Raw genomic sequence first — 18,224 nt, 5'->3', positions numbered from 1 at the left:
CGGATACTGACGACATTAAAGCCACTGCAAAAGCAGACCATTTAATAAAATTTATACGCATAAAATTCTCTTGAGTAAGGCAGTTAAAATGAGCGCAGCATGAAGCAATAAGCTAAAAGAGTATTGTACGTCACCCGCGCTTTTGAGATGGTACCTTAGTTCTTTAGCAAGGTCACCCCCGTTTTCCCCTGTACTTCTTCAAACCTGACTTCAGGGGCTAACTCCACCACTTTTAATCCTTCAGGCGTGACATCAAACACGCCCAAATCGGTGATGATGCGATCAACTACGCCGACACCAGTGAGTGGTAATGTGCATTGCGGGATGATTTTAAAATCTTCACCTGAGCCATCTTTTCGCTTCGCTGTGTGCTCCATCAGGACGATGACGCGCTGCACGCCCGCGACGAGATCCATCGCGCCGCCCATGCCTTTGACCATTTTGCCTGGGATCATCCAGTTGGCTAAGTCACCTTTTTCGGAGACTTGCATTGCGCCCAAGATGGACAGATTCACATGACCACCGCGAATCATGCCGAATGAATCAGCCGATGAAAACACCGCCGAGCCAGGCAGCGTGGTGATGGTTTGCTTGCCTGCGTTGATTAAATCGGCGTCTACTTCTTCCTCTGTGGGAAATGGACCGATACCGAGCAAGCCGTTTTCGGACTGCAACCAGACTTCTTTGTCATCATCCACATAGTTGGCGACTAGTGTCGGCAGACCGATGCCGAGATTAACATAAAAACCGTCTTCGAGCTCTTGCGCAGCGCGGGCGGCCATTTCGTTTTTGTTCCAAGCCATGTATTGCTCCTTGATTTTTTTGTCTATTAGGCAGTGCGCAGCGTGCGCTGCTCGATGCGTTTTTCGGGTGTCGCATTCAAAACAATGCGCTGCACGAAAATCCCTGGCGTGTGCACGTCATCAGGGTCAAATGTGCCGTTTTCAACGATTTCTTCGACCTCAACCACCGTGATTTTGCCCGCTGTAGCCACCATCGGGTTGAAGTTTCGCGCGGTGCGGCGATAGATGAGATTTCCTGACTTATCGGCTTTCCACGCTTTGACCAAGGCCACATCCGCGGTCAATGCACGCTCCATGATGTAGGTTTCGCCGTTAAACTCGCGGGTTTCTTTGCCCTCGGCGACCAGTGTGCCCACGCCTGTTTTGGTGAAAAAAGCAGGAATGCCTGCCCCACCCGCCCGCAGTTTTTCAGCCAAAGTGCCTTGTGGCGTGAACTCTAACTCCAGCTCACCTGCGAGGTACTGACGCTCGAATTCTTTGTTTTCACCGACATACGATGAAATCATTTTTTTGACCTGACGTGTTTCGAGCAACTGCCCAAGGCCAAAGCCATCCACACCCGCATTGTTTGAAATGCACGTGAGGTTGTTCACCCCCGTATCGCGCAACGCCGCAATCAACGCCTCAGGAATCCCGCACAGCCCAAAACCTCCGACTGCCAACGTCTGGCCATCGGCCACAATATCTGCCAAGGCCTCTTTCGCACTGCCAAACACTTTATTCGTCATCATCATCCCCTGTTGTTGCACTGCATTAAATTGATTCATTGCATCTTAACGTAAAAAACCAGTCAAATAAAGGGCGCTAAACGAAAAATCGAGTTAAAATCCGACCAGAAGATCAAGGTAATATGTACAGATTGATAGAGGCATAGAAGTAGCTTTGATGCGATCTGCTGATTTTTAGGATAAATAACCAGCTTGTTTTTATCTAATCTTTTGTTTTATATGATAAATTTTAATTTTCACACAGGATATGCGGCAAAATGAAAACAGAATATCAGTGTGTTTTGCCGTATAACTTACGTTAGGCGTCATGAGCACACGCGAAACTGAACCTGAGGTCGCGCAGTTGGCCGCGTTTCTATCCTCCTTCAACAAGGAGAGTGATCGCGGGGCGGCTTTGGTCGCCGCTTCAATGCTTGATGAGCGGTTGGAAGAGATGCTCCGTGCCTTCCTGATTGAAAGCACAGCCTCTCGTGATCTCCTTGCCGGCTTCAATGCTCCGCTGGGAACCTTTTCAGCCAGAGCCTCCGCTGCCCTTGCCCTTGGCCTCCTTCAACAGAACGAGTTCAAGGAGATTACGCTCATTCGCAAAATACGGAATGAGTTTGGTCACGGGTGGGAGCCCATGTCCTTCTCGTCAGCCACAATCGCCAAGCTTACTGCTCAGCTCCCATGGCTCGGTCCCGCCGAGCATGAAGCGGAATCCACGCCAAGGGGGCGGTTCAATGCCGCAGTCGCTATCTTGCTCACCGACTTGCTCTGGCGGGTTCGCCTTGTCCGTCAAGAGCGGCGCACTTTGCGAGCCTGGCCCAACAAGACGCGCATATGAACCCGACGCCTAACCCCTCCGTCAAGGGGACGTCCCGCAAGCGGGCCGCCCCTTACGTCGAACGTTAAGCATCTGTACAACGCAAAAAAGCACACTCGCTCTTTTAATTATCCCCAGCCTCCACAATGCGTTACCGTGCCCCATCTAAAATAACTCACATGAGGAGGCACAAGTTATGTACATCACCATTGAACGCGACGTGATAGAGCGCGATTCATCTCAAGCGGATCAAAAACGATTTGAATGTTTGCCTGATTGCTCCACCGTCATTGCGGGCTTGACCCGCAATCTCCGAAATTGAGAAAATGCCGAGGCTACCATAGACTAACAGATGCTTGAATCACCAGCGCTCATGACTTCTTCATTGCGGGCTTAGCGACTTGTCCACGCTTGCTGGTCTGTTTGTGATGAGATTGCGGGTCAAGCCCGCAACGACACTTTTTAGGCAATAACGCTTTAAGCGGACGGTCACTTTTTTAATTGTACCCCCTGACACTATGTTACCATCGCCATCTAAAATAGTTGCCAGAGCTTTATGCGGATATAATTTGAATTAAACAGCACCATAATGACTAAATTTATCAGACATCGCTATGGGTAAAGCTTAAGCCAGCATTAACCCGTGTTTTTTAATGACTCTTTAATATTACGACCCTCAAACTACCTAAATTCACACCACAAGCAGCTCAGTTATGGAGCGTGCTTCCCATTAACGATAAAATGAACATTTTAGAAAACGTCTTTTGTAGCAACTGCAAAGATGTCACGACGATGTTTAATGCGTCAGGCAAGGCAGAAAAAGGCAGCTTGATACTGAATGGGCAGTGCGCCGTGTGCATGAACCCTATCGGACGTTGCATTGAAACGGGTGCATTTAGGTAGTTGCAGCGTGTCACTCTTTTCAAACAAGGAATTTAATCAATGAACTATTGGCAAAATAAAATATCTCTACTGTGTAGAATCGTATGGACAATGCTGGGGATATTAGTAATCAGCGGAGCTTTTTTAAACCCATTCTATTTCATGATGAACATCATCGTTGGTTTAGCGATTATCGCTATCAGCTTATTGTTTCAGTATCGTGCCTTTCAATTAAAGTGCTTCTATAATTCGCTAAATAAAGACGCGAAAAACAATGCTCATTTAAAGACTTTTGTTAAAGTTGACATCATGATTAATTTGGGGGTGCTTTTGATTAGTATTGTTTTATTATCTGGAGCAGTTTCACGCGTCTTTTTTGAGAGGATGTCCATCTTTGGTTAAAAATGGTGTATTCAGTTTTTCAGTGAACTGGCAAAGAATGGTAAGATTATGGCAAAAATTATATTATTCAGGCCACAAGAAATATGAGCACAATAAGCCTGAAAAATTGAGACCACCTCCCCGCTTTAGTGGGGAAAATTTATCGTAGTCTAATCGCCACAGTTTAAGATATTAGTCATATTTGGATTAGTTTTTATCCTGATAACCAACTCATGGGAGAGTTAATATAATGATTTTTTTGGTCGGATTGTTGTCAGTTTCATCTCTTGTTTTGGGCGGACTGATTGGTGTTTATTGGAACATCAATCGAAAGCTGCTGGGTATGATTATGGGCTTTGGTGCTGGAGCGCTCATTTCCGCCGTAGCCTATGATTTGGTTCTTGAGGCGGTTGAATTGGGTGGGGGGAGTTACTTCCCAATTTCTGGGCTATTTGCGGGGGCTGCAGTATTTTTAATGTCGGATAGTTTAATTGAATTCTTTGGTCATCGGGTCCGCGCTGGCAGCCCTAATCAAGATTCTGCGTCGCTGAATAATTCCGTTAAGCTTTTGGTTCCAATGGTGTTAGCGATTATTTTAGATGGCATCCCAGAATCGATTGTTTTGGGCTTGGGTATGTTTCAAAATGGTTCGGTTAGTACGTCAATACTCTTAGCTGTTTTTGTATCTAACTTACCAGAGGCCCTCGCTGGAACATCAGGGATGAAAGCCAGTGGATGGTCTACTCGCAAGATTTTGACGCTTTGGCTGAGTATTGCATTAATTTGTGCGCTTGCAACCCTATTGGGCTATCATGTTTTTAGCCATGTTGCGGTGGAGTGGATTTCATTTATTCAGGCATTTGCTGGAGGTGCTATTTTAATGATGTTGGCCAACAGCATGATGCCAGAGTCATTTGAGCACGGCGGTAAGTGGACTGGTGTCATGACCGTTTTAGGGTTTGTGTGCTCGGCGGCATTTGCTTTGACAAGCGCCTAAAGACGGTGTTTGCAATAGGTAAATCAAGTCACCATTTTGATTTTAGTTGAAAACTCTTGAGGTTTATAGTTTGAAAGTAAATAAAAAATTACAAAGAAGAATCTTTGCCATACACCTTTTATCGGGAATCAAAATAGTATGGCCAATTCTTTCGGTCTTGGTTGTCTTGATCGTAGGGCTGGGTTTGTTGATTGGCTTTTTAGAGGGATGGCTCATGCATGAGTCTATTTACTTTTCTTTGATAACGGGATTAACAGTCGGTTATGGCGATTTCGCACCGCATTATCCAATTAGTCGATGTCTTTCTGTGATTATTGGCTTATGTGGAATGCTATTTACTGCACTGATTTCCGCAATAGCAGTTAAGGCGTTAACAAAAACACTGGATGCATAGGAATATCCAGTTGATAATTCAGATAACAAACACAAACCCAAATTAGTCGGCAAAGAAGCGTTCATTTACGTGTCCAGTAATGATGACAAATATGATTTAATCTACGCACAGACAGCCTCGACGTAGACATTCCGCTTGTCATTCTCGTCATTTGCAGGCAGCCGTTACTGATAATCACTTTTCTACCACCGCAGTATATTTTCATCCTTGGCTGAATGACATGAACAATAAACACACAATTAAAAAGCACGATCGTTCCTTTAATTGTGCATTGCCTTTACACTGTGTTACCATGCGCCATCTAAAATTCACATGAGGAGTACAAGCTATGGACACCACCATCGAACGCGACGTGATGGAGTATGATGTTCTCGTTGTCGGCGGTGGCCCCGCGGGGTTGGCGAGCGCGATTCATCTCAAGCAAATCAACAAAAACTTGAACGTTTGCCTGATTGACAAAGGCTCAGAGATTGGGGCACACATTTTATCAGGCGCAGTCATGGATCCGATTGCGATGAATGAGCTGTTCCCGAACTGGAAAGAACTTGGTGCGCCACTCAATACAGCTGTCACAGAAGATAAATTTTTGTTCCTGAGCGAAACAGGTGCAAAAACCACCCCGAATTGGCTACTGCCCGCGAGTTTTCAAAACCATGGTAATTACATCGTCAGTTTGGCAAATGTCACACGCTGGATGGGTGAACAGGCTGACGCGTTGGGTGTGGAGGTTTATCCTGGTTTTGCCGCAGCAGAGATTTTGTATGACGAGAACGGCGCAGTCAAAGGTGTAGTGACAGGCGATGTGGGTATTGGCAAAGATGGCGAACCCACCGATCATTATCAACCTGGCATGGAGCTGCACGCGAAATACACGATTTTTGCTGAAGGTGCTCGTGGGCACTTGGGCAAACGTTTGATGGCGAAATACGACTTGAATAAAGGCCGTGACCCACAGGCTTACGGCATTGGCATCAAAGAAGTTTGGCAAGTACCCGCCGAGCAGCACCAAGAAGGCTTGGTGCTGCACACCGCTGGCTGGCCATTGGACAACGACACCTACGGTGGTTCATTCCTCTACCACATGGATAATAATCAAATTGCGATTGGCTTGGTCGTCGGACTTGATTACCAAAATCCGTACTTATCACCATTTGAAGAATTCCAACGCTATAAAACCCATCCCGAAATCGCGAAATACCTCAAAGCTGGTAAACGCATCTCTTATGGTGCACGTGCGATTACAGCAGGCGGCATCTTGTCGTTGCCGCAGTTGTTCTTTAAAGGTGGTGTGTTAGTGGGCTGCGAGGCTGGTACATTAAATGCTTCTCGCATCAAAGGCTCTCATGCTGCGATTAAAACAGGCATGTTGGCCGCGAAAACCATCGCCCACGCCATCGAGCAAGGCCGCGAACGCGACGAAGTCCCTGAGTACGAAGTGGAATTCCATGATTCGTGGCTCAAAGCAGAACTTTGGAAAGCCCGCAACTTCAAGCAATGGTTCAAAAAGGGCCGCAACATCGCGACACTAATGACAGGCATTGAGCAAAAAGTCATGGGCGGTAAATTCCCGTGGACGATTCACCGCAAGCAAGCCGATCACGAGTGCCTTCGCCCTGCGGCTGAATGCTCGCCGATTCAGTACCCCAAACCTGATGGTGTATTGACCTTTGATCGTTTGAGTTCTGTTTTTATCTCAAATACGAATCACGAAGAAAACCAACCCGCGCATTTAACGCTCAAAGATGCCTCTGCGCCCGTCAATGTGAATCTGGCCAAATACGCAGGTCCAGAAGCACGCTACTGCCCAGCAGGCGTCTATGAGTTTATCGAAGCAGCAGGACAGAAAAAACTGCAAATCAACGCACAAAACTGTGTTCACTGCAAAACCTGTGACATCAAAGACCCCACACAAAACATCGTTTGGGTCACCCCCGAAGGCTCAGGTGGCCCGAACTACACCAATATGTAAGTGGTGACAATGATGACCTCTCGAAACAGTGCGAACCGTATCGCGCTGTTTTTTTTACTCATTCATTTTTTCTACCTCTTGTGATGTTGAAATAAGCCCTAATTTATAATCATGTTATTAAGCTGCAAGTTTTTGGTTACCGAGACAAAATCTCTTAACCGCAAATCATCTGTCATTAATATTTGATTGATATGGAGATCTTATGAACACACGCTATGCATCATCTCGCATAAACACCGCAATACGAAGTGGTTTATTCATCAGCAGTCTTTTATTTCTCAGCAGTTGCTCAGCCCAAGAATCGGCAACAGCCACACAAACACCTGAGCCAATCGCCGTAACGCCTCCTGCCACCTCGTCAACACCGTTAGTCACAGGCTTGCCTGACTTTACACCATTGGTTGCACACGTTTCACCCGCAGTGGTCAGCATCAACACCAGAGAACAAGTCCAGCAACGCAGCAGAGCAATGAGCAGTGACCCCATTTGCCAAATTTGGCCTGATTTCCCCATCTGTCAAATCCAACAGCAGCGCCCACAACCGAACAACTCAGCCCCCCGTGAGCGTCCACGTGGTGTCGGTTCTGGATTTGTCATTTCCAAAGATGGTTATATTCTAACCAATCACCACGTCGTCAACGGCGCAAGCAGCATCTCTGTCACGTTCAATGACAAGAAAGAATACAAAGCCAAACTCATCGGCAGCGACGAGCGCACCGATGTTGCCGTGCTCAAAATCGAAGGCAGTAATTTCCCTGTACTCACCCCAGCCAACTCAGATCAACTCAAAGTGGGGCAATGGGTCATGGCCGCGGGTTCTCCTTTTGGCTTACAAAACACCGTTACAGCAGGTATTGTGAGTGCCATCAATCGTGATACAGGCGACTTTGTCTCATTCATACAAACCGATGCGGCGGTCAATCCTGGTAACTCTGGTGGCCCTTTGGTGGACACCTCTGGTAACGTGGTCGGCATCAACAGTCAAATTCTGTCCAGCAACGGTGCATTCGCTGGTGTGGCATTGGCCATTCCCATCAATGACGCGCTTAAAGTAGCGGATCAAATTCGCAGCAGCGGCAAAGTCAATCGTGGCCGAATCGGTGTCAGCATCCAAGACATTTCTACTGAAAATGCCACAGTCCTCGGTTTAAAAGAACCCAAAGGGGTTTTGATCAATGGCATTGAGCAAGGCTCAGCGGCTGACAAAGCAGGCCTACAAGCTGGTGATGTGGTGCTTGAAGCCAACGGCAGCGCCATCAACGATGCACGAGATTTTGCGCGTTTGATTGGTAACAGTGCACCAGGTACAACCTTTGCGCTCAATGTGTGGCGTGATAAAAAGCTCTGGAAAATGAGCATCACCACCGCCAGTGACAAAAACTGATTGCCAACAATCATCCACGGTCGCGTCCTTTGATGCGCACCGTGGTTTCTTTAAGGAAAACCATGACCACCCAAGTGCTGCTTTTACCGGGTTATCAAAACTCCAGTGAAAACCATTGGCAAAGTCTTTGGGAACGATCACATCCCAATGTACTGCGGGTGGTTCAATCTGATTGGGAAAATCCCGTTTGCGCCCAGTGGTATGACACGCTGATGCAACACATCATGAACCATGATGGTGACATCGTGATTGCAGCACACAGCTTGGGCTGCCTGCTCACGGCAGAACTGGCCAGACGTGCACCTGCTGAAGTCTTGGCTAAGGTCAAAGGCGCCCTACTCGTCGCACCACCTGACCCTGATGGCGAAGCATTTCCGCAAAGTGCTCAGGGATTTTTTCCATCCACGAAAGCATCCCTGCCATTCCCTACGTTGGTCATTGCCAGCGACAATGATGTTTATGGCTCAATCGAGTATGCACAGAACTGTGCCGCACAGTGGGGCAGTACTTTAATCAATATTGGCTCGAAGGGGCACATCAACTCGGAAAGCGGTTTGGGTGATTGGCCACAAGGCTGGGCGTGGATTCAAGCTTGGCTATAAAACCATGTCGAGACTTCAATAGACAACAAAAAACCCGCAGAAATGGCTTCTGCGGGTTTTTATTGGAATAAAGACTCAACCCAATGCTTTGCTCAGAGTCAACAACAACAACACCCCTAAAACGAACAACATCGAGCGCCAAAAAACACCAATCGCACTTTGTAAACTGCGCACATCCGGTACTGCCCCCACACCAATTTGGCCAGCAATGGTCAGCTCATCGTCCTTAGCCACATCAGTCATTGGCTTTGTCTCACCGTACAATGCTTGCTCATGCTCATCCATAGGCATGTCATTCTTTACCATCACACCGTCACGCAAAGTGATATTGAGCGCACCAGCACCAGAGGTCAATATAACAGCGGCTGCATCTGTCTCGCCCAGACCACGCAGCTTCTGGGCTTGTGTGCGCCAGCAGTGCATCGCATCCTCGAAGTTACCGACCACAGCATAAATCATTGCCGCACAACGAGCGGGTAAGAACTCAATCCAGCTCATCATTTTACGTGCATAACGTGTATAAGCATCTCGTTTACCATCGGCACGCAGAATCCAGCGACGTGACACCAAATCAGACAAACGATAAAACACCACACCAGCAGGCCCTAAACCAACGATGGCGAAAACCAAAAACCAAAACAAACCACCAAACACATAACGCAAGCTCGACAACAGAGCCAACTCAAGTGACTGGCGAATCACTTCGGTGTCAGATAATTTCTCAGGCACGACATTGCCACGGTAACCTGTGATTTCAGCTTCTTCGTGTAACCATGCCGCCAGCTCGGTACGCGCCACATCGCCTTGCCCTGCATTAATCGCCACGCGGATTTTGGTAAAAAAGTGGCTGAACTGACGAATGCCCAGAGTCAAATACAACAAAATCAATGTAAAGGCCAAACCCAACAACCAGTTGATTTGCGTAAAAATCAATCCCAGCAAACCCGCAAGCAAAGCACCCACCAGCGTGATGAACCAAAATATCTGCCATGGTTTGGCATCGTCGGACGCCAAAGCGCGCTCAATGAAATCAATGGCGTTGCGCAGTGATAAGCGCAGCTTGGTGTAACTACTCAGGGGGAAAATTTGCTCAAGCAACAAAGCACCCAGTATGGCGATAAGACTCATGTTGTCTCCTTATTCATCGTTCAATCGAAAGTCTATTTAGCAGACAATTAACATGGGTGTATTGTAGCGCAAAGCCATTGAGTTTTGAGCATTTGCATCACGGGATTATTGCGCCTACGCAACCAAACGCAACAATACATCCAAGTTGCGCAGCATGGCCATGCTCGCGCCCCAAATAAAATATTCGCCATACGTCACACTGTAATACTGTCGCAAAGCATTCTCCCACTCATACTCATGCACATGGACTAAGTCTGGATTGAGCAGCACCGACAACGGCACAGTGAACACATGGTCAACTTCACACGCATCAACCGTCAAGTTCTGTACACCCCAATCATGCGCCGAAACACACGCGACAATCGGCGTAACCGCAAACCCTGTGATGGTGTGGTAAATGGGCAACATACCTAACACGGTCACAGGCTGCACATCCAAGCCAATTTCCTCCCGAGCCTCACGCAATGCTGCCGCTAATGCCTCTTCGCCCGTTTCAACCGCACCACCGACAAAACTAATTTGTCCCGCATGATGGCGCAGATGACTCGCACGCACGGTAAACACCACCTCCAAACCCTCTTCCTGCTCGACCAACAAAATCAACACCGCGGCATCGCGCGGCTCGTTTACTTGATGAGTATCTCGATGCAAAAAAGCTGAGCTTTTTACACGCTGCATCAGTAACGCATCATTTTGGGCACTCAATGCTTTTTCAATCTGGCCGCGACTGAGCAGAGGAAGCAAGGAACTCGTATCATCAATTGTAGTCAGTGAGCGACTGGGGATTTCACGTGGATTAAATACGGGGAGTTTCATCATTTACTCTCATAAAAAAAGCGCAACTCGATGAGATGCGCTTTTTCGGCTCAGCCAGTTAATACATGTTGTATTAAACCGCAGGAGTCGTTGCCACTTTCACTTTACGTGCAGGCAATTTTTCTTTAATACGCGCAGACTTACCTGAACGATCACGCAGGTAGTACAGCTTAGCGCGACGCACATCACCACGGCGTTTCACTTCGATGTTGGCAATGACTGGGGAGTACAATTGGAATGTACGCTCAACGCCAGTGCCAGAAGAAATCTTGCGCACGATGAAAGAAGAATTCAAGCCACGGTTGCGTTTAGCGATGACCACGCCTTCGTATGCTTGCACACGTTTACGTGTACCCTCAACCACATTCACGCTGACAATCACTGTGTCACCAGGTGCGAATTCAGGAATGGTTTTACCCAAGCGAGCGATTTCTTCTTGCTCTAAAATTTGAATCAAGTTCATGTTTAACTCCGTAACCATCGTGTGCTGTCGGTTTTAATTATGGACAACCAGAGGATGGATTTTACAATCATGGTGAATCCGATCGGACTCACCCCCATCTCAATGAAACTCATTGTTTCATCAAAAACTTTTCATCCGCCGCAGAGAGTAACCCCTGTTCACGCGCCGCCGCGATTAAATCAGGACGTTTACGCAGCGTCACCAGCAATTGCTGCTCTCGACGAAAGACAGCGATTTTAGCATGATTTCCCGATAAAAGCACGTCTGGCACAACCAAATCGGCAAAAACTTCGGGGCGAGTGTAGTGCGCACAATCAAGCAAACCATCTGAAAACGAATCTTGTTGCGCCGATTGCTCATCATTCAACACACCAGAGACGCATCGCAGCAGCGCATCGAGCATCAGCATAGCGGGTAATTCGCCACCTGACACCACCACATCACCCGCACTCAATTCCTCATCAATCAAACCCAACTCAAACAATCGCTCATCAATCGCTTCGTAGCGTCCACACAACACAATCAAACCACGCGGCGCGGCATCCGTGCGCTGCAGCTGAGCCAGTGTGCTCGCAACCCAGCTCTGCGTGAGTTTTTTGCCCTGAGGCGAGAGATAAATCACATGCGGCACATGCCCCAGCGAGCTTTGTCGATCGCGTGCCGCATCAATCGCTGCAGCCAGCGGCGCGGCCATCATTACCATCCCTGGGCCGCCACCGTAAGGGCGATCATCGACTGTTTGGTGCACGTTACTCGTGAATTCGCGTGGACTCCAAAACTTGACGTCCACCATGCCATTTTTAAACGCACGACTGACTACACCCTCACTCGTGAGCGCGGTGAACATATCGGGGAACAGCGTAATGATATCAAGAGCAATGGTCATACTTACCTAACGAATCAATGTGCATCACCAAACCATCAATGCTGATAAGGTTCTGATACAAAAACGTGGAGAAGTCAATCACCACATTCAAACCAATTAAAGCCTGCCGCAAAAAACAGAAAACGCGATAAATCGCGTCTCCACATCACAACGAGCGAAACACTCAGAGAACATCAGGCTGTCGCGTCCACATCCCATTCAACATTGACGATTTTCGCTGTTGTATCAACCTCACCGACAAACGCGCCAACAAATGGAATCAAATACTCACCGCCCTCACCCGTGATTTGCATCACAGGATGTGCGGCGGATTCGAGCAAACCTTGTAGCACACCGAGCGTCACACCAGCGTGATTCACCACTGTCGCCCCAATCAAGTCAACCCAGTAGAACTCATTGTCATCCGTGTTCGGAAAGTCAGCACGAGAAACCGCGACCTGCCAGCCTTTGTGGTTCTCTGCAATACTTCGGTCATCCCAATCAGCAAACACCGCCACCCATTCATCACTGTGAGGTTTAATCGTTTGCACCTCAACCGCCTGCCACGCAGACAAAGGCACATCAGTTTGATTCGGCAAATACGGAGCCAGCCACCAAACCCCCGCGTTCTCTAACGCATCAGGCGAATGCGAAAAGGGATGGATTTTAATCCATCCCTTCACGCCATACGCCACACCTAAGCGGGCGACGACGATTAAATCGTTTGGAGTGCTGACGTTTTGTGTATCGCGTGCTGCTTGTGCTGCACGCTTTGGTTTAAACGCCACCATGCTTTAATTAAGCTGGTTTAACTGTTTTGACCAAACGAGCAACTGCTGGGCTCAATTGAGCACCAACGCCTTGCCAGTAAGCCAAACGATCTGCGGCGATACGCAAACCTTCGACACCTTCAGCGGCGAGTGGGTTATAAAAACCAACGCGCTCGATGTAACGACCGTCACGACGGTTGCGTGAATCAGCTGCCACGATGTTAAAAAAAGGACGCTTTTTAGAACCGCCGCGAGCCATACGAATCACTACCATGTTAATTCCTTTAATCTTTAATGAATGTTGAACATCAATATTCACTCAACTACTTCTAAAAACCTCGCCAAATGGGACACGACATTCAACGAGAATAAACTTGTAAACTCGGTATTATACTGATTTTTTATCAATTTGTGCAAGAAATACACACATCACGCCTGCATCATGGGGGAACCAGTGGCAGATTGATTAAGGGACAAAGACAAAGTCTCCTTCACTTCTTCCATCACCACATAACTTTTTGAGTTGGCCACACCCGGTAAGCGCAAAAGCACATCAAGTAATTGACGGTATTCGCTCATTTCACGAATACGTGCCTTAATTAGGTAATCGAAGTCGCCAGAGACGAGGTGGCACTCTTGCACCTGCTCGACCTCGAGCACACCACGACGGAACTCTTCGAACTTGCCGTTGGCCATGTCTTTTAAACTGATTTCAACAAACACCAACAAAGACGCCCCAAGCTCACGCGGATTTAAGCGTGCATGATAGCCCATAATAATGCCCTCACGCTCTAGTCGGCGCACCCGCTCAATACAAGGGGTGAGTGACAAGCCAACCTGCTCAGCCAAATCGGTCATGACGATGCGTCCATCATTTTGGAGTATGCTGAGGATACGGCGGTCAATTTTGTCCAAGGTTTTGCTGGTTTTTTTTTCTACGCGCATAAAACACCAATCATTTTCAAATTAATCATTAAGAAAACGAGTAAAAGCCAAGAAAAAGTAGGTTTTTGCTTTTTCTGTATTTTCTTCAGTAAGTAATTCTAACAAATTTTTAATATCATAGCAAAAACTATCGTAGAGCTTGTGGTTTTTATGAACACGTTGGGAAATTTCCAACTCATGCAAAAAACCGCATCACCAATTGGAACAACCATGAACATCATCGTATTGGGCAGTGGCGTCATTGGAGTCACGAGTGCGTATTATTTGGCAAAGCAAGGACATCAGGTCACTGTGATTGACCGCCACTCTGGTTCGGCCTTAGACACCAGCTTTGCGAACGCGGGGCAAATTTCACCAGGTTATGCTTCACCATGGGCAGCGCCCGGCATTCCAGCCAAAGCCATGAGGTGGATGTTTGCCAAAAATTCACCGCTCACTATACGACCAGACTGGACGCTCGGTCAGGTGAAATGGATGCTATCCATGCTAAAAAACTGCGACGAAGCACACTACACCCGCAATAAATCACGTATGGTGCGCCTCGCTGAATACTCGCGTGACATGCTGATTGAGCTGCGTGCTCAAACAGGCATTGCGTACGAAGGCCGCGAACAAGGTACTACTCAGGTCTTTCGCTCGGAGACACAGCTCGACGCCGCAGAGAAAGACATCAAGGTACTGCAAGAGCTTGGCGTGCCTTACGAATTACTGGACTCAAAAACACTCCTGAATGCCGAACCTGCACTGGCCAATAGCCGAGTGCCACTCGTGGGCGGATTACGCTTACCCAATGACGAAACGGGTGATTGCCAGCTATTCACTGAGCATTTAACAGATTTATGCCAATCCATCGGCGTGCAATTTAAATTCAACACCACAATTACAGACTTGGTGATTGACAACGCCAGCACCGCAACCGTCACAGGCGTTCGCTGTAGTAACGAAGTGCTGTCTGCTGATGCGGTTTTGTGCACACTGGGCGTCTACACACCTCTGTTGTTAAAGGGTCAACTTGATGTGCCGATATACCCCATCAAAGGTTACTCAATCACACTGCCCATCATTGATGAATCCCGCGCCCCACAATCTACAGTGCTGGACGAAACGTATAAAGTTGCCGTCACTCGTTTTGATAACCGCATTCGGGTCGGCGGCATGGCCGAATTACGTGGCTACGACAAAAGCCTGATTGCTTCACGACGCGAAACACTCGAAATGGTGATCAACGACTTGTACCCGAATGCGGGCGATACAAAAGCAGCAAGTTTTTGGACTGGTCTTCGCCCTGTTACACCAGATTCGACACCGATCATTGGCGAAACTCCTATCAAAAACCTTTGGCTGAACGCAGGTCACGGCACGCTCGGCTGGACGATGGCTTGCGGCTCCGCACGAGTTGTGGCAGACTTGATGAGCGCAAAAACCCCTGACATCGAATCTGCTGATTTAAATATCTCTCGTTACAAAAACGAGTAAACTAATACCTCATACATTTTGTGTGTTTTTGCTTGCGCCAAAAACATGCAGCCAAACCCTCTTCTCTTTTACCAAAAAGAGAATTTGCCCAGCCTCTCACGATGCTGGGCTTTTTTTGCCTCGAATGGTACAATGTCGGACTAAATTTTCAACCCATTCTCCCTCATCATGACCCACACCATCACTGTATTGCCTTCAAACGACACATTTCCCATCGAAGCCTCTGAAACCATTCTTGATGCAGCACTGCGCGCCAATGTTGTGCTGCCCTATGGCTGTAAAGATGGCGCGTGCGGCTCATGCAAATCCGTCATTGTGAATGGTGATGTGGTGCACGATGATCGAAGTAATGCCATCACTGACGACGAAAAAGCAGCGGGTGTCGCCTTACTCTGCCACACCACGGTCACCTCTGATGTGACCATTGAAGCACGAGTAATTTCTGCGGGCACTTACCCTATCAAGAAACTACCCACACGAATCCTATCGATGAAACGCGCCACCGAGGCAGGCGACATCATGTTGGTGGATTTACAACTACCCGCGAATGATGTTTTTGAGTATCGCGGCGGTCAATACATTGATTTCATTTTGCGTGATGGTACGCGCCGCAGCTACTCAATGGCTTGTGCACCTCGTGTCAATGACAAAGTTTTAGAGCTGCACATCCGCCACATGCCCGGCGGTGTATTCACAGATCAGTTATTTTCATCAATGAAAGAGCGTGATATTCTGAGGGTCGAAGGACCTTTGGGTACGTTTTTTTTACAAGACTCGGGTAAAGATTTAATATTCTTGGCTTCAGGTACAGGCTTTGCACCCATCAAAGCCATTGTTGAAGAAATGCAAGCCAACTACATCATTCGCCCCATTAGTTTCTACTGGGGAGTGCGTCGCCCTCATGATTTGTACCTCAATGAGTTAGCAGAACAATGGGCGCGAGACATCCCGAACTTCAAGTACATCCCCGTGATTTCAGATGCCCTTCCAGAAGACAATTGGCAAGGTCGCACAGGCATGGTTCATCAAGCGGTTATGGATGATTTTGCCGACTTGTCTGAGCACGACATCTACGCATGTGGTGCGCCCGTCATGGTTCGTGCCGCACATGAGGCATTTACCCAAGAACGCAATCTGGCCGAAAACTCTTTCTTCTCCGACGCCTTTCTCAGTGCAGCAGACAAAAGCAAGAAAGACAATAAATGACAGTAGCCATCATTGCTGGTTTTTTCATGGGGCTCAGCCTCATCATCCCAATCGGCGCACAAAATGCCTACGTCCTCAAACTCGGCCTATTAAAGCAGCATGTATTGCCTGTCGCTCTTCTATGCGCCACCATGGATGCCATTTTAATCGTACTGGGTGTGGCATTCGCTGGTGCGACTTTCACCAGTAACCCAACGGCATTAAATGTTGTGCGCTATATCGGCGTCGCTTTTTTACTGTTTTATGGCGCGCGCGCGTTTTATAACGCCTATCATCATGCGCAACCCAATGCCGATGCACCTTTGGCACAAAATATTTCTCTAAAGGCAGCTGTCTTGACTTGCCTTGGTTTTACGTTACTCAACCCACACGTTTATTTGGACACTTTTTTGCTCATTGGCAGCATAGGCGCACAATACACACCGAACCATTTTTATTATGCGCTAGGAGCTTCTACCGCATCATTTGTCTGGTTTTTGTCTCTGGGGTTTGGTGCACGCCTGCTCACACCACTGTTTGCCAAATCGAAAACTTGGGTGATATTGGAGTGCGTGATTGGCATCATCATGTGGACCATCGCCTATAAAATTTGGACCATGCCACTGGTTGCTGCATAAGAAAATGCCTGCTTTGATGTAAAGCAGGCATTTTTAATTAACGTATCTTGCCGTCAAAGCATTACTCAAAGCGACCGCGCAGCAAATACTCCATCACCGCTTTTTGCACATGCAAACGGTTCTCGGCTTCTTGCCACACCACGCTTTGCGCACCATCAATCACTTCCGCATCCACCTCCTCACCACGATGTGCAGGCAAACAGTGCATAAACAAGGCATCAGGCTCAGCTGACTTCATCATCGCTGCCGTCACCTTAAAGTCTTTGAATGCCGCCATGCGGACTTCATTCTCGGCTTCATAACCCATACTGGTCCACACATCGGTCGTGATGATGTGCGCCCCTTGGCACGCATCGGCAGGATTGGAAAACACCGTGAAGAACGGACGGTCTGCTTCTGAAATCATTTTGTCATCAAGCTCATAACCTTTGGGGGTGCTGATGTTCAAATGAAAATTCAACACACGCGCCGCTTGAATCCACGTGTAACTCATGTTGTTCGCGTCCCCCACCCAAGCAACGGTCTTACCAGTGATGTCGCCCCGCTCTTCCACATAGGTATAAATGTCGGCCAGCACTTGGCAAGGATGGTATTCATTTGTCAAACCATTGATCACAGGCACACGCGAATTCGCCGCAAAACGTTCAATGATGTCCTGTCCAAACGTGCGAATCATGATGATGTCGGTCATGCGCGAGATGACCTGCGCCGCATCCTCGACAGGCTCACCGCGCCCAAGCTGCGTGTCCTTGGTGTTAAGATACACCGCATGACCACCCAATTGAAAAATTCCTGCTTCAAACGACAAGCGTGTGCGCGTTGAGCTTTTCTCAAAAATCATCGCCAATGTGCGGTCGTGCAAAGGATGCCATGTTTCATAAGCCTTAAAACGACGCTTCAACTCTGTCGTGCGGCTGATGATGTAATCGTATTCATCTTTTGTGAAATCTGAAAATTGTAGATAGTGTTTAACCGGTGTGTTCATAATTTAAG

21 protein-coding genes are annotated in these 18,224 nt (G+C 47.8%); 11 read left to right on the top strand and 10 right to left on the bottom strand.

Annotated features, from left to right (window positions below):
- Positions 1-155: 155 nt before the first annotated feature.
- Complete coding sequence (locus tag IE082_RS02020) at positions 156-803, bottom strand: CoA transferase subunit B (RefSeq protein ID WP_189490828.1); 648 nt, start codon at positions 801-803, stop codon at positions 156-158.
- Between the two features lie 26 nt (positions 804-829).
- Entirely contained in the window at positions 830-1,531 is a 702-nt protein-coding gene (locus IE082_RS02015; protein WP_189491229.1) for a CoA transferase subunit A, read from the bottom strand.
- Positions 1,532-1,838: 307 nt separating this feature from the next.
- Between IE082_RS02015 and IE082_RS02010 the strand changes: the two genes are divergently transcribed.
- The 8 genes from IE082_RS02010 (at position 1,839) to IE082_RS01980 (ending at position 8,945) form a co-directional block, all read left to right on the top strand.
- Complete coding sequence (locus tag IE082_RS02010; protein WP_189490826.1) at positions 1,839-2,357, top strand: transcriptional regulator; 519 nt, start codon at positions 1,839-1,841, stop codon at positions 2,355-2,357.
- Positions 2,358-2,532: 175 nt separating this feature from the next.
- Positions 2,533-2,658 carry a hypothetical protein gene (locus IE082_RS11320; RefSeq protein WP_268244678.1) on the top strand — a complete coding sequence of 42 codons (126 nt, stop codon included), beginning with the start codon at positions 2,533-2,535 and terminating at the stop codon, positions 2,656-2,658.
- A 620-nt stretch (positions 2,659-3,278) separates the two neighbouring features.
- Positions 3,279-3,620, top strand: coding sequence for a hypothetical protein (locus IE082_RS02005; protein ID WP_189490824.1), 342 nt, complete (start codon positions 3,279-3,281; stop codon positions 3,618-3,620).
- A gap of 229 nt (positions 3,621-3,849) precedes the next feature.
- Entirely contained in the window at positions 3,850-4,596 is a 747-nt protein-coding gene (locus IE082_RS02000; RefSeq protein ID WP_189490822.1) for a ZIP family metal transporter, read from the top strand.
- A gap of 46 nt (positions 4,597-4,642) precedes the next feature.
- Entirely contained in the window at positions 4,643-4,990 is a 348-nt protein-coding gene (locus tag IE082_RS01995; protein ID WP_189490820.1) for a potassium channel family protein, read from the top strand.
- Positions 4,991-5,318: 328 nt separating this feature from the next.
- The gene (locus tag IE082_RS01990; RefSeq protein ID WP_189490818.1) at positions 5,319-6,959 is read left to right on the top strand and encodes an electron transfer flavoprotein-ubiquinone oxidoreductase; all 1,641 of its coding nucleotides are present in this window, start codon (positions 5,319-5,321) and stop codon (positions 6,957-6,959) included.
- Positions 6,960-7,161: 202 nt separating this feature from the next.
- Positions 7,162-8,343 carry a trypsin-like peptidase domain-containing protein gene (locus IE082_RS01985; RefSeq protein WP_189490816.1) on the top strand — a complete coding sequence of 394 codons (1,182 nt, stop codon included), beginning with the start codon at positions 7,162-7,164 and terminating at the stop codon, positions 8,341-8,343.
- Between the two features lie 62 nt (positions 8,344-8,405).
- Positions 8,406-8,945, top strand: a complete 540-nt coding sequence (locus IE082_RS01980) for an RBBP9/YdeN family alpha/beta hydrolase (RefSeq protein ID WP_189490814.1) — start codon at positions 8,406-8,408, stop codon at positions 8,943-8,945.
- Between the two features lie 75 nt (positions 8,946-9,020).
- Here the strand turns inward: IE082_RS01980 and ampE are convergent, their stop codons facing one another.
- The 7 genes from ampE to IE082_RS01945 form a co-directional block, all read right to left on the bottom strand.
- Positions 9,021-10,073 carry a regulatory signaling modulator protein AmpE gene (ampE, locus tag IE082_RS01975; RefSeq protein WP_189490812.1) on the bottom strand — a complete coding sequence of 351 codons (1,053 nt, stop codon included), beginning with the start codon at positions 10,071-10,073 and terminating at the stop codon, positions 9,021-9,023.
- A 114-nt stretch (positions 10,074-10,187) separates the two neighbouring features.
- Complete coding sequence (locus IE082_RS01970; RefSeq protein WP_189490810.1) at positions 10,188-10,892, bottom strand: NUDIX hydrolase; 705 nt, start codon at positions 10,890-10,892, stop codon at positions 10,188-10,190.
- A gap of 70 nt (positions 10,893-10,962) precedes the next feature.
- Complete coding sequence (gene rplS / locus IE082_RS01965; RefSeq protein ID WP_189490807.1) at positions 10,963-11,352, bottom strand: 50S ribosomal protein L19; 390 nt, start codon at positions 11,350-11,352, stop codon at positions 10,963-10,965.
- A 109-nt stretch (positions 11,353-11,461) separates the two neighbouring features.
- Positions 11,462-12,238 carry a tRNA (guanosine(37)-N1)-methyltransferase TrmD gene (gene trmD, locus IE082_RS01960; RefSeq protein ID WP_189490805.1) on the bottom strand — a complete coding sequence of 259 codons (777 nt, stop codon included), beginning with the start codon at positions 12,236-12,238 and terminating at the stop codon, positions 11,462-11,464.
- Positions 12,239-12,411: 173 nt separating this feature from the next.
- On the bottom strand, positions 12,412-13,008 hold the full coding sequence (gene rimM / locus IE082_RS01955) for a ribosome maturation factor RimM (protein WP_189490803.1): 597 nt from the start codon (positions 13,006-13,008) through the stop codon (positions 12,412-12,414).
- Between the two features lie 7 nt (positions 13,009-13,015).
- Positions 13,016-13,261, bottom strand: coding sequence for a 30S ribosomal protein S16 (rpsP, locus tag IE082_RS01950; RefSeq protein ID WP_189490801.1), 246 nt, complete (start codon positions 13,259-13,261; stop codon positions 13,016-13,018).
- A gap of 155 nt (positions 13,262-13,416) precedes the next feature.
- Positions 13,417-13,932 (bottom strand): Lrp/AsnC ligand binding domain-containing protein, encoded by a 516-nt coding sequence (locus IE082_RS01945; RefSeq protein ID WP_189490799.1) that lies wholly within the window; start codon positions 13,930-13,932, stop codon positions 13,417-13,419.
- A 210-nt stretch (positions 13,933-14,142) separates the two neighbouring features.
- On the opposite strand from IE082_RS01945, the gene IE082_RS01940 reads away from it, so the two are divergent.
- The 3 genes from IE082_RS01940 to IE082_RS01930 all read left to right on the top strand — a co-directional run bounded on the left by IE082_RS01940 (position 14,143) and on the right by IE082_RS01930 (position 17,231).
- Entirely contained in the window at positions 14,143-15,408 is a 1,266-nt protein-coding gene (locus tag IE082_RS01940; RefSeq protein WP_189490798.1) for a D-amino acid dehydrogenase, read from the top strand.
- 168 nt (positions 15,409-15,576) lie between these two features.
- Positions 15,577-16,614 (top strand): CDP-6-deoxy-delta-3,4-glucoseen reductase, encoded by a 1,038-nt coding sequence (locus tag IE082_RS01935; RefSeq protein ID WP_189490796.1) that lies wholly within the window; start codon positions 15,577-15,579, stop codon positions 16,612-16,614.
- On the top strand, positions 16,611-17,231 hold the full coding sequence (locus tag IE082_RS01930; RefSeq protein WP_189490793.1) for a LysE/ArgO family amino acid transporter: 621 nt from the start codon (positions 16,611-16,613) through the stop codon (positions 17,229-17,231). Before IE082_RS01935 ends, IE082_RS01930 begins: the two co-directional genes overlap by 4 nt.
- A 61-nt stretch (positions 17,232-17,292) precedes the next feature.
- Here the strand turns inward: IE082_RS01930 and argF are convergent, their stop codons facing one another.
- Complete coding sequence (gene argF / locus IE082_RS01925) at positions 17,293-18,216, bottom strand: ornithine carbamoyltransferase (RefSeq protein ID WP_189490791.1); 924 nt, start codon at positions 18,214-18,216, stop codon at positions 17,293-17,295.
- Positions 18,217-18,224 lie beyond the last annotated feature (8 nt).

This window comes from Formosimonas limnophila, assembly GCF_014652675.1.
GTDB classification, from domain to species: domain Bacteria; phylum Pseudomonadota; class Gammaproteobacteria; order Burkholderiales; family Burkholderiaceae; genus Hydromonas; species Hydromonas limnophila.
The sequence above is the reverse complement of the archived record's forward strand: the minus strand, read 5'-3'. Positions and strand labels throughout refer to the sequence as shown.

What these genes read in the sequence shown, in the direction of transcription:
- IE082_RS02015 (WP_189491229.1), bottom strand. Translation starts at nt 1,531, where the DNA reads ATGACGAATAAAGTGTTTGGCAGTGCGAAAGAGGCCTTGGCAGATATT.
- rpsP (WP_189490801.1), bottom strand. Translation starts at nt 13,261, where the DNA reads ATGGTAGTGATTCGTATGGCTCGCGGCGGTTCTAAAAAGCGTCCTTTT.
- IE082_RS01945 (WP_189490799.1), bottom strand. Translation starts at nt 13,932, where the DNA reads ATGCGCGTAGAAAAAAAAACCAGCAAAACCTTGGACAAAATTGACCGC.
- IE082_RS11320 (WP_268244678.1), top strand. Translation starts at nt 2,533, where the DNA reads ATGTACATCACCATTGAACGCGACGTGATAGAGCGCGATTCATCTCAA.
- rimM (WP_189490803.1), bottom strand. Translation starts at nt 13,008, where the DNA reads ATGGTGGCGTTTAAACCAAAGCGTGCAGCACAAGCAGCACGCGATACA.
- trmD (WP_189490805.1), bottom strand. Translation starts at nt 12,238, where the DNA reads ATGACCATTGCTCTTGATATCATTACGCTGTTCCCCGATATGTTCACC.
- IE082_RS01970 (WP_189490810.1), bottom strand. Translation starts at nt 10,892, where the DNA reads ATGATGAAACTCCCCGTATTTAATCCACGTGAAATCCCCAGTCGCTCA.
- IE082_RS01990 (WP_189490818.1), top strand. Translation starts at nt 5,319, where the DNA reads ATGGACACCACCATCGAACGCGACGTGATGGAGTATGATGTTCTCGTT.
- ampE (WP_189490812.1), bottom strand. Translation starts at nt 10,073, where the DNA reads ATGAGTCTTATCGCCATACTGGGTGCTTTGTTGCTTGAGCAAATTTTC.
- IE082_RS02010 (WP_189490826.1), top strand. Translation starts at nt 1,839, where the DNA reads ATGAGCACACGCGAAACTGAACCTGAGGTCGCGCAGTTGGCCGCGTTT.
- IE082_RS02020 (WP_189490828.1), bottom strand. Translation starts at nt 803, where the DNA reads ATGGCTTGGAACAAAAACGAAATGGCCGCCCGCGCTGCGCAAGAGCTC.
- IE082_RS01930 (WP_189490793.1), top strand. Translation starts at nt 16,611, where the DNA reads ATGACAGTAGCCATCATTGCTGGTTTTTTCATGGGGCTCAGCCTCATC.
- IE082_RS01935 (WP_189490796.1), top strand. Translation starts at nt 15,577, where the DNA reads ATGACCCACACCATCACTGTATTGCCTTCAAACGACACATTTCCCATC.
- rplS (WP_189490807.1), bottom strand. Translation starts at nt 11,352, where the DNA reads ATGAACTTGATTCAAATTTTAGAGCAAGAAGAAATCGCTCGCTTGGGT.
- argF (WP_189490791.1), bottom strand. Translation starts at nt 18,216, where the DNA reads ATGAACACACCGGTTAAACACTATCTACAATTTTCAGATTTCACAAAA.
- IE082_RS01980 (WP_189490814.1), top strand. Translation starts at nt 8,406, where the DNA reads ATGACCACCCAAGTGCTGCTTTTACCGGGTTATCAAAACTCCAGTGAA.
- IE082_RS01985 (WP_189490816.1), top strand. Translation starts at nt 7,162, where the DNA reads ATGAACACACGCTATGCATCATCTCGCATAAACACCGCAATACGAAGT.
- IE082_RS01940 (WP_189490798.1), top strand. Translation starts at nt 14,143, where the DNA reads ATGAACATCATCGTATTGGGCAGTGGCGTCATTGGAGTCACGAGTGCG.
- IE082_RS02000 (WP_189490822.1), top strand. Translation starts at nt 3,850, where the DNA reads ATGATTTTTTTGGTCGGATTGTTGTCAGTTTCATCTCTTGTTTTGGGC.
- IE082_RS02005 (WP_189490824.1), top strand. Translation starts at nt 3,279, where the DNA reads ATGAACTATTGGCAAAATAAAATATCTCTACTGTGTAGAATCGTATGG.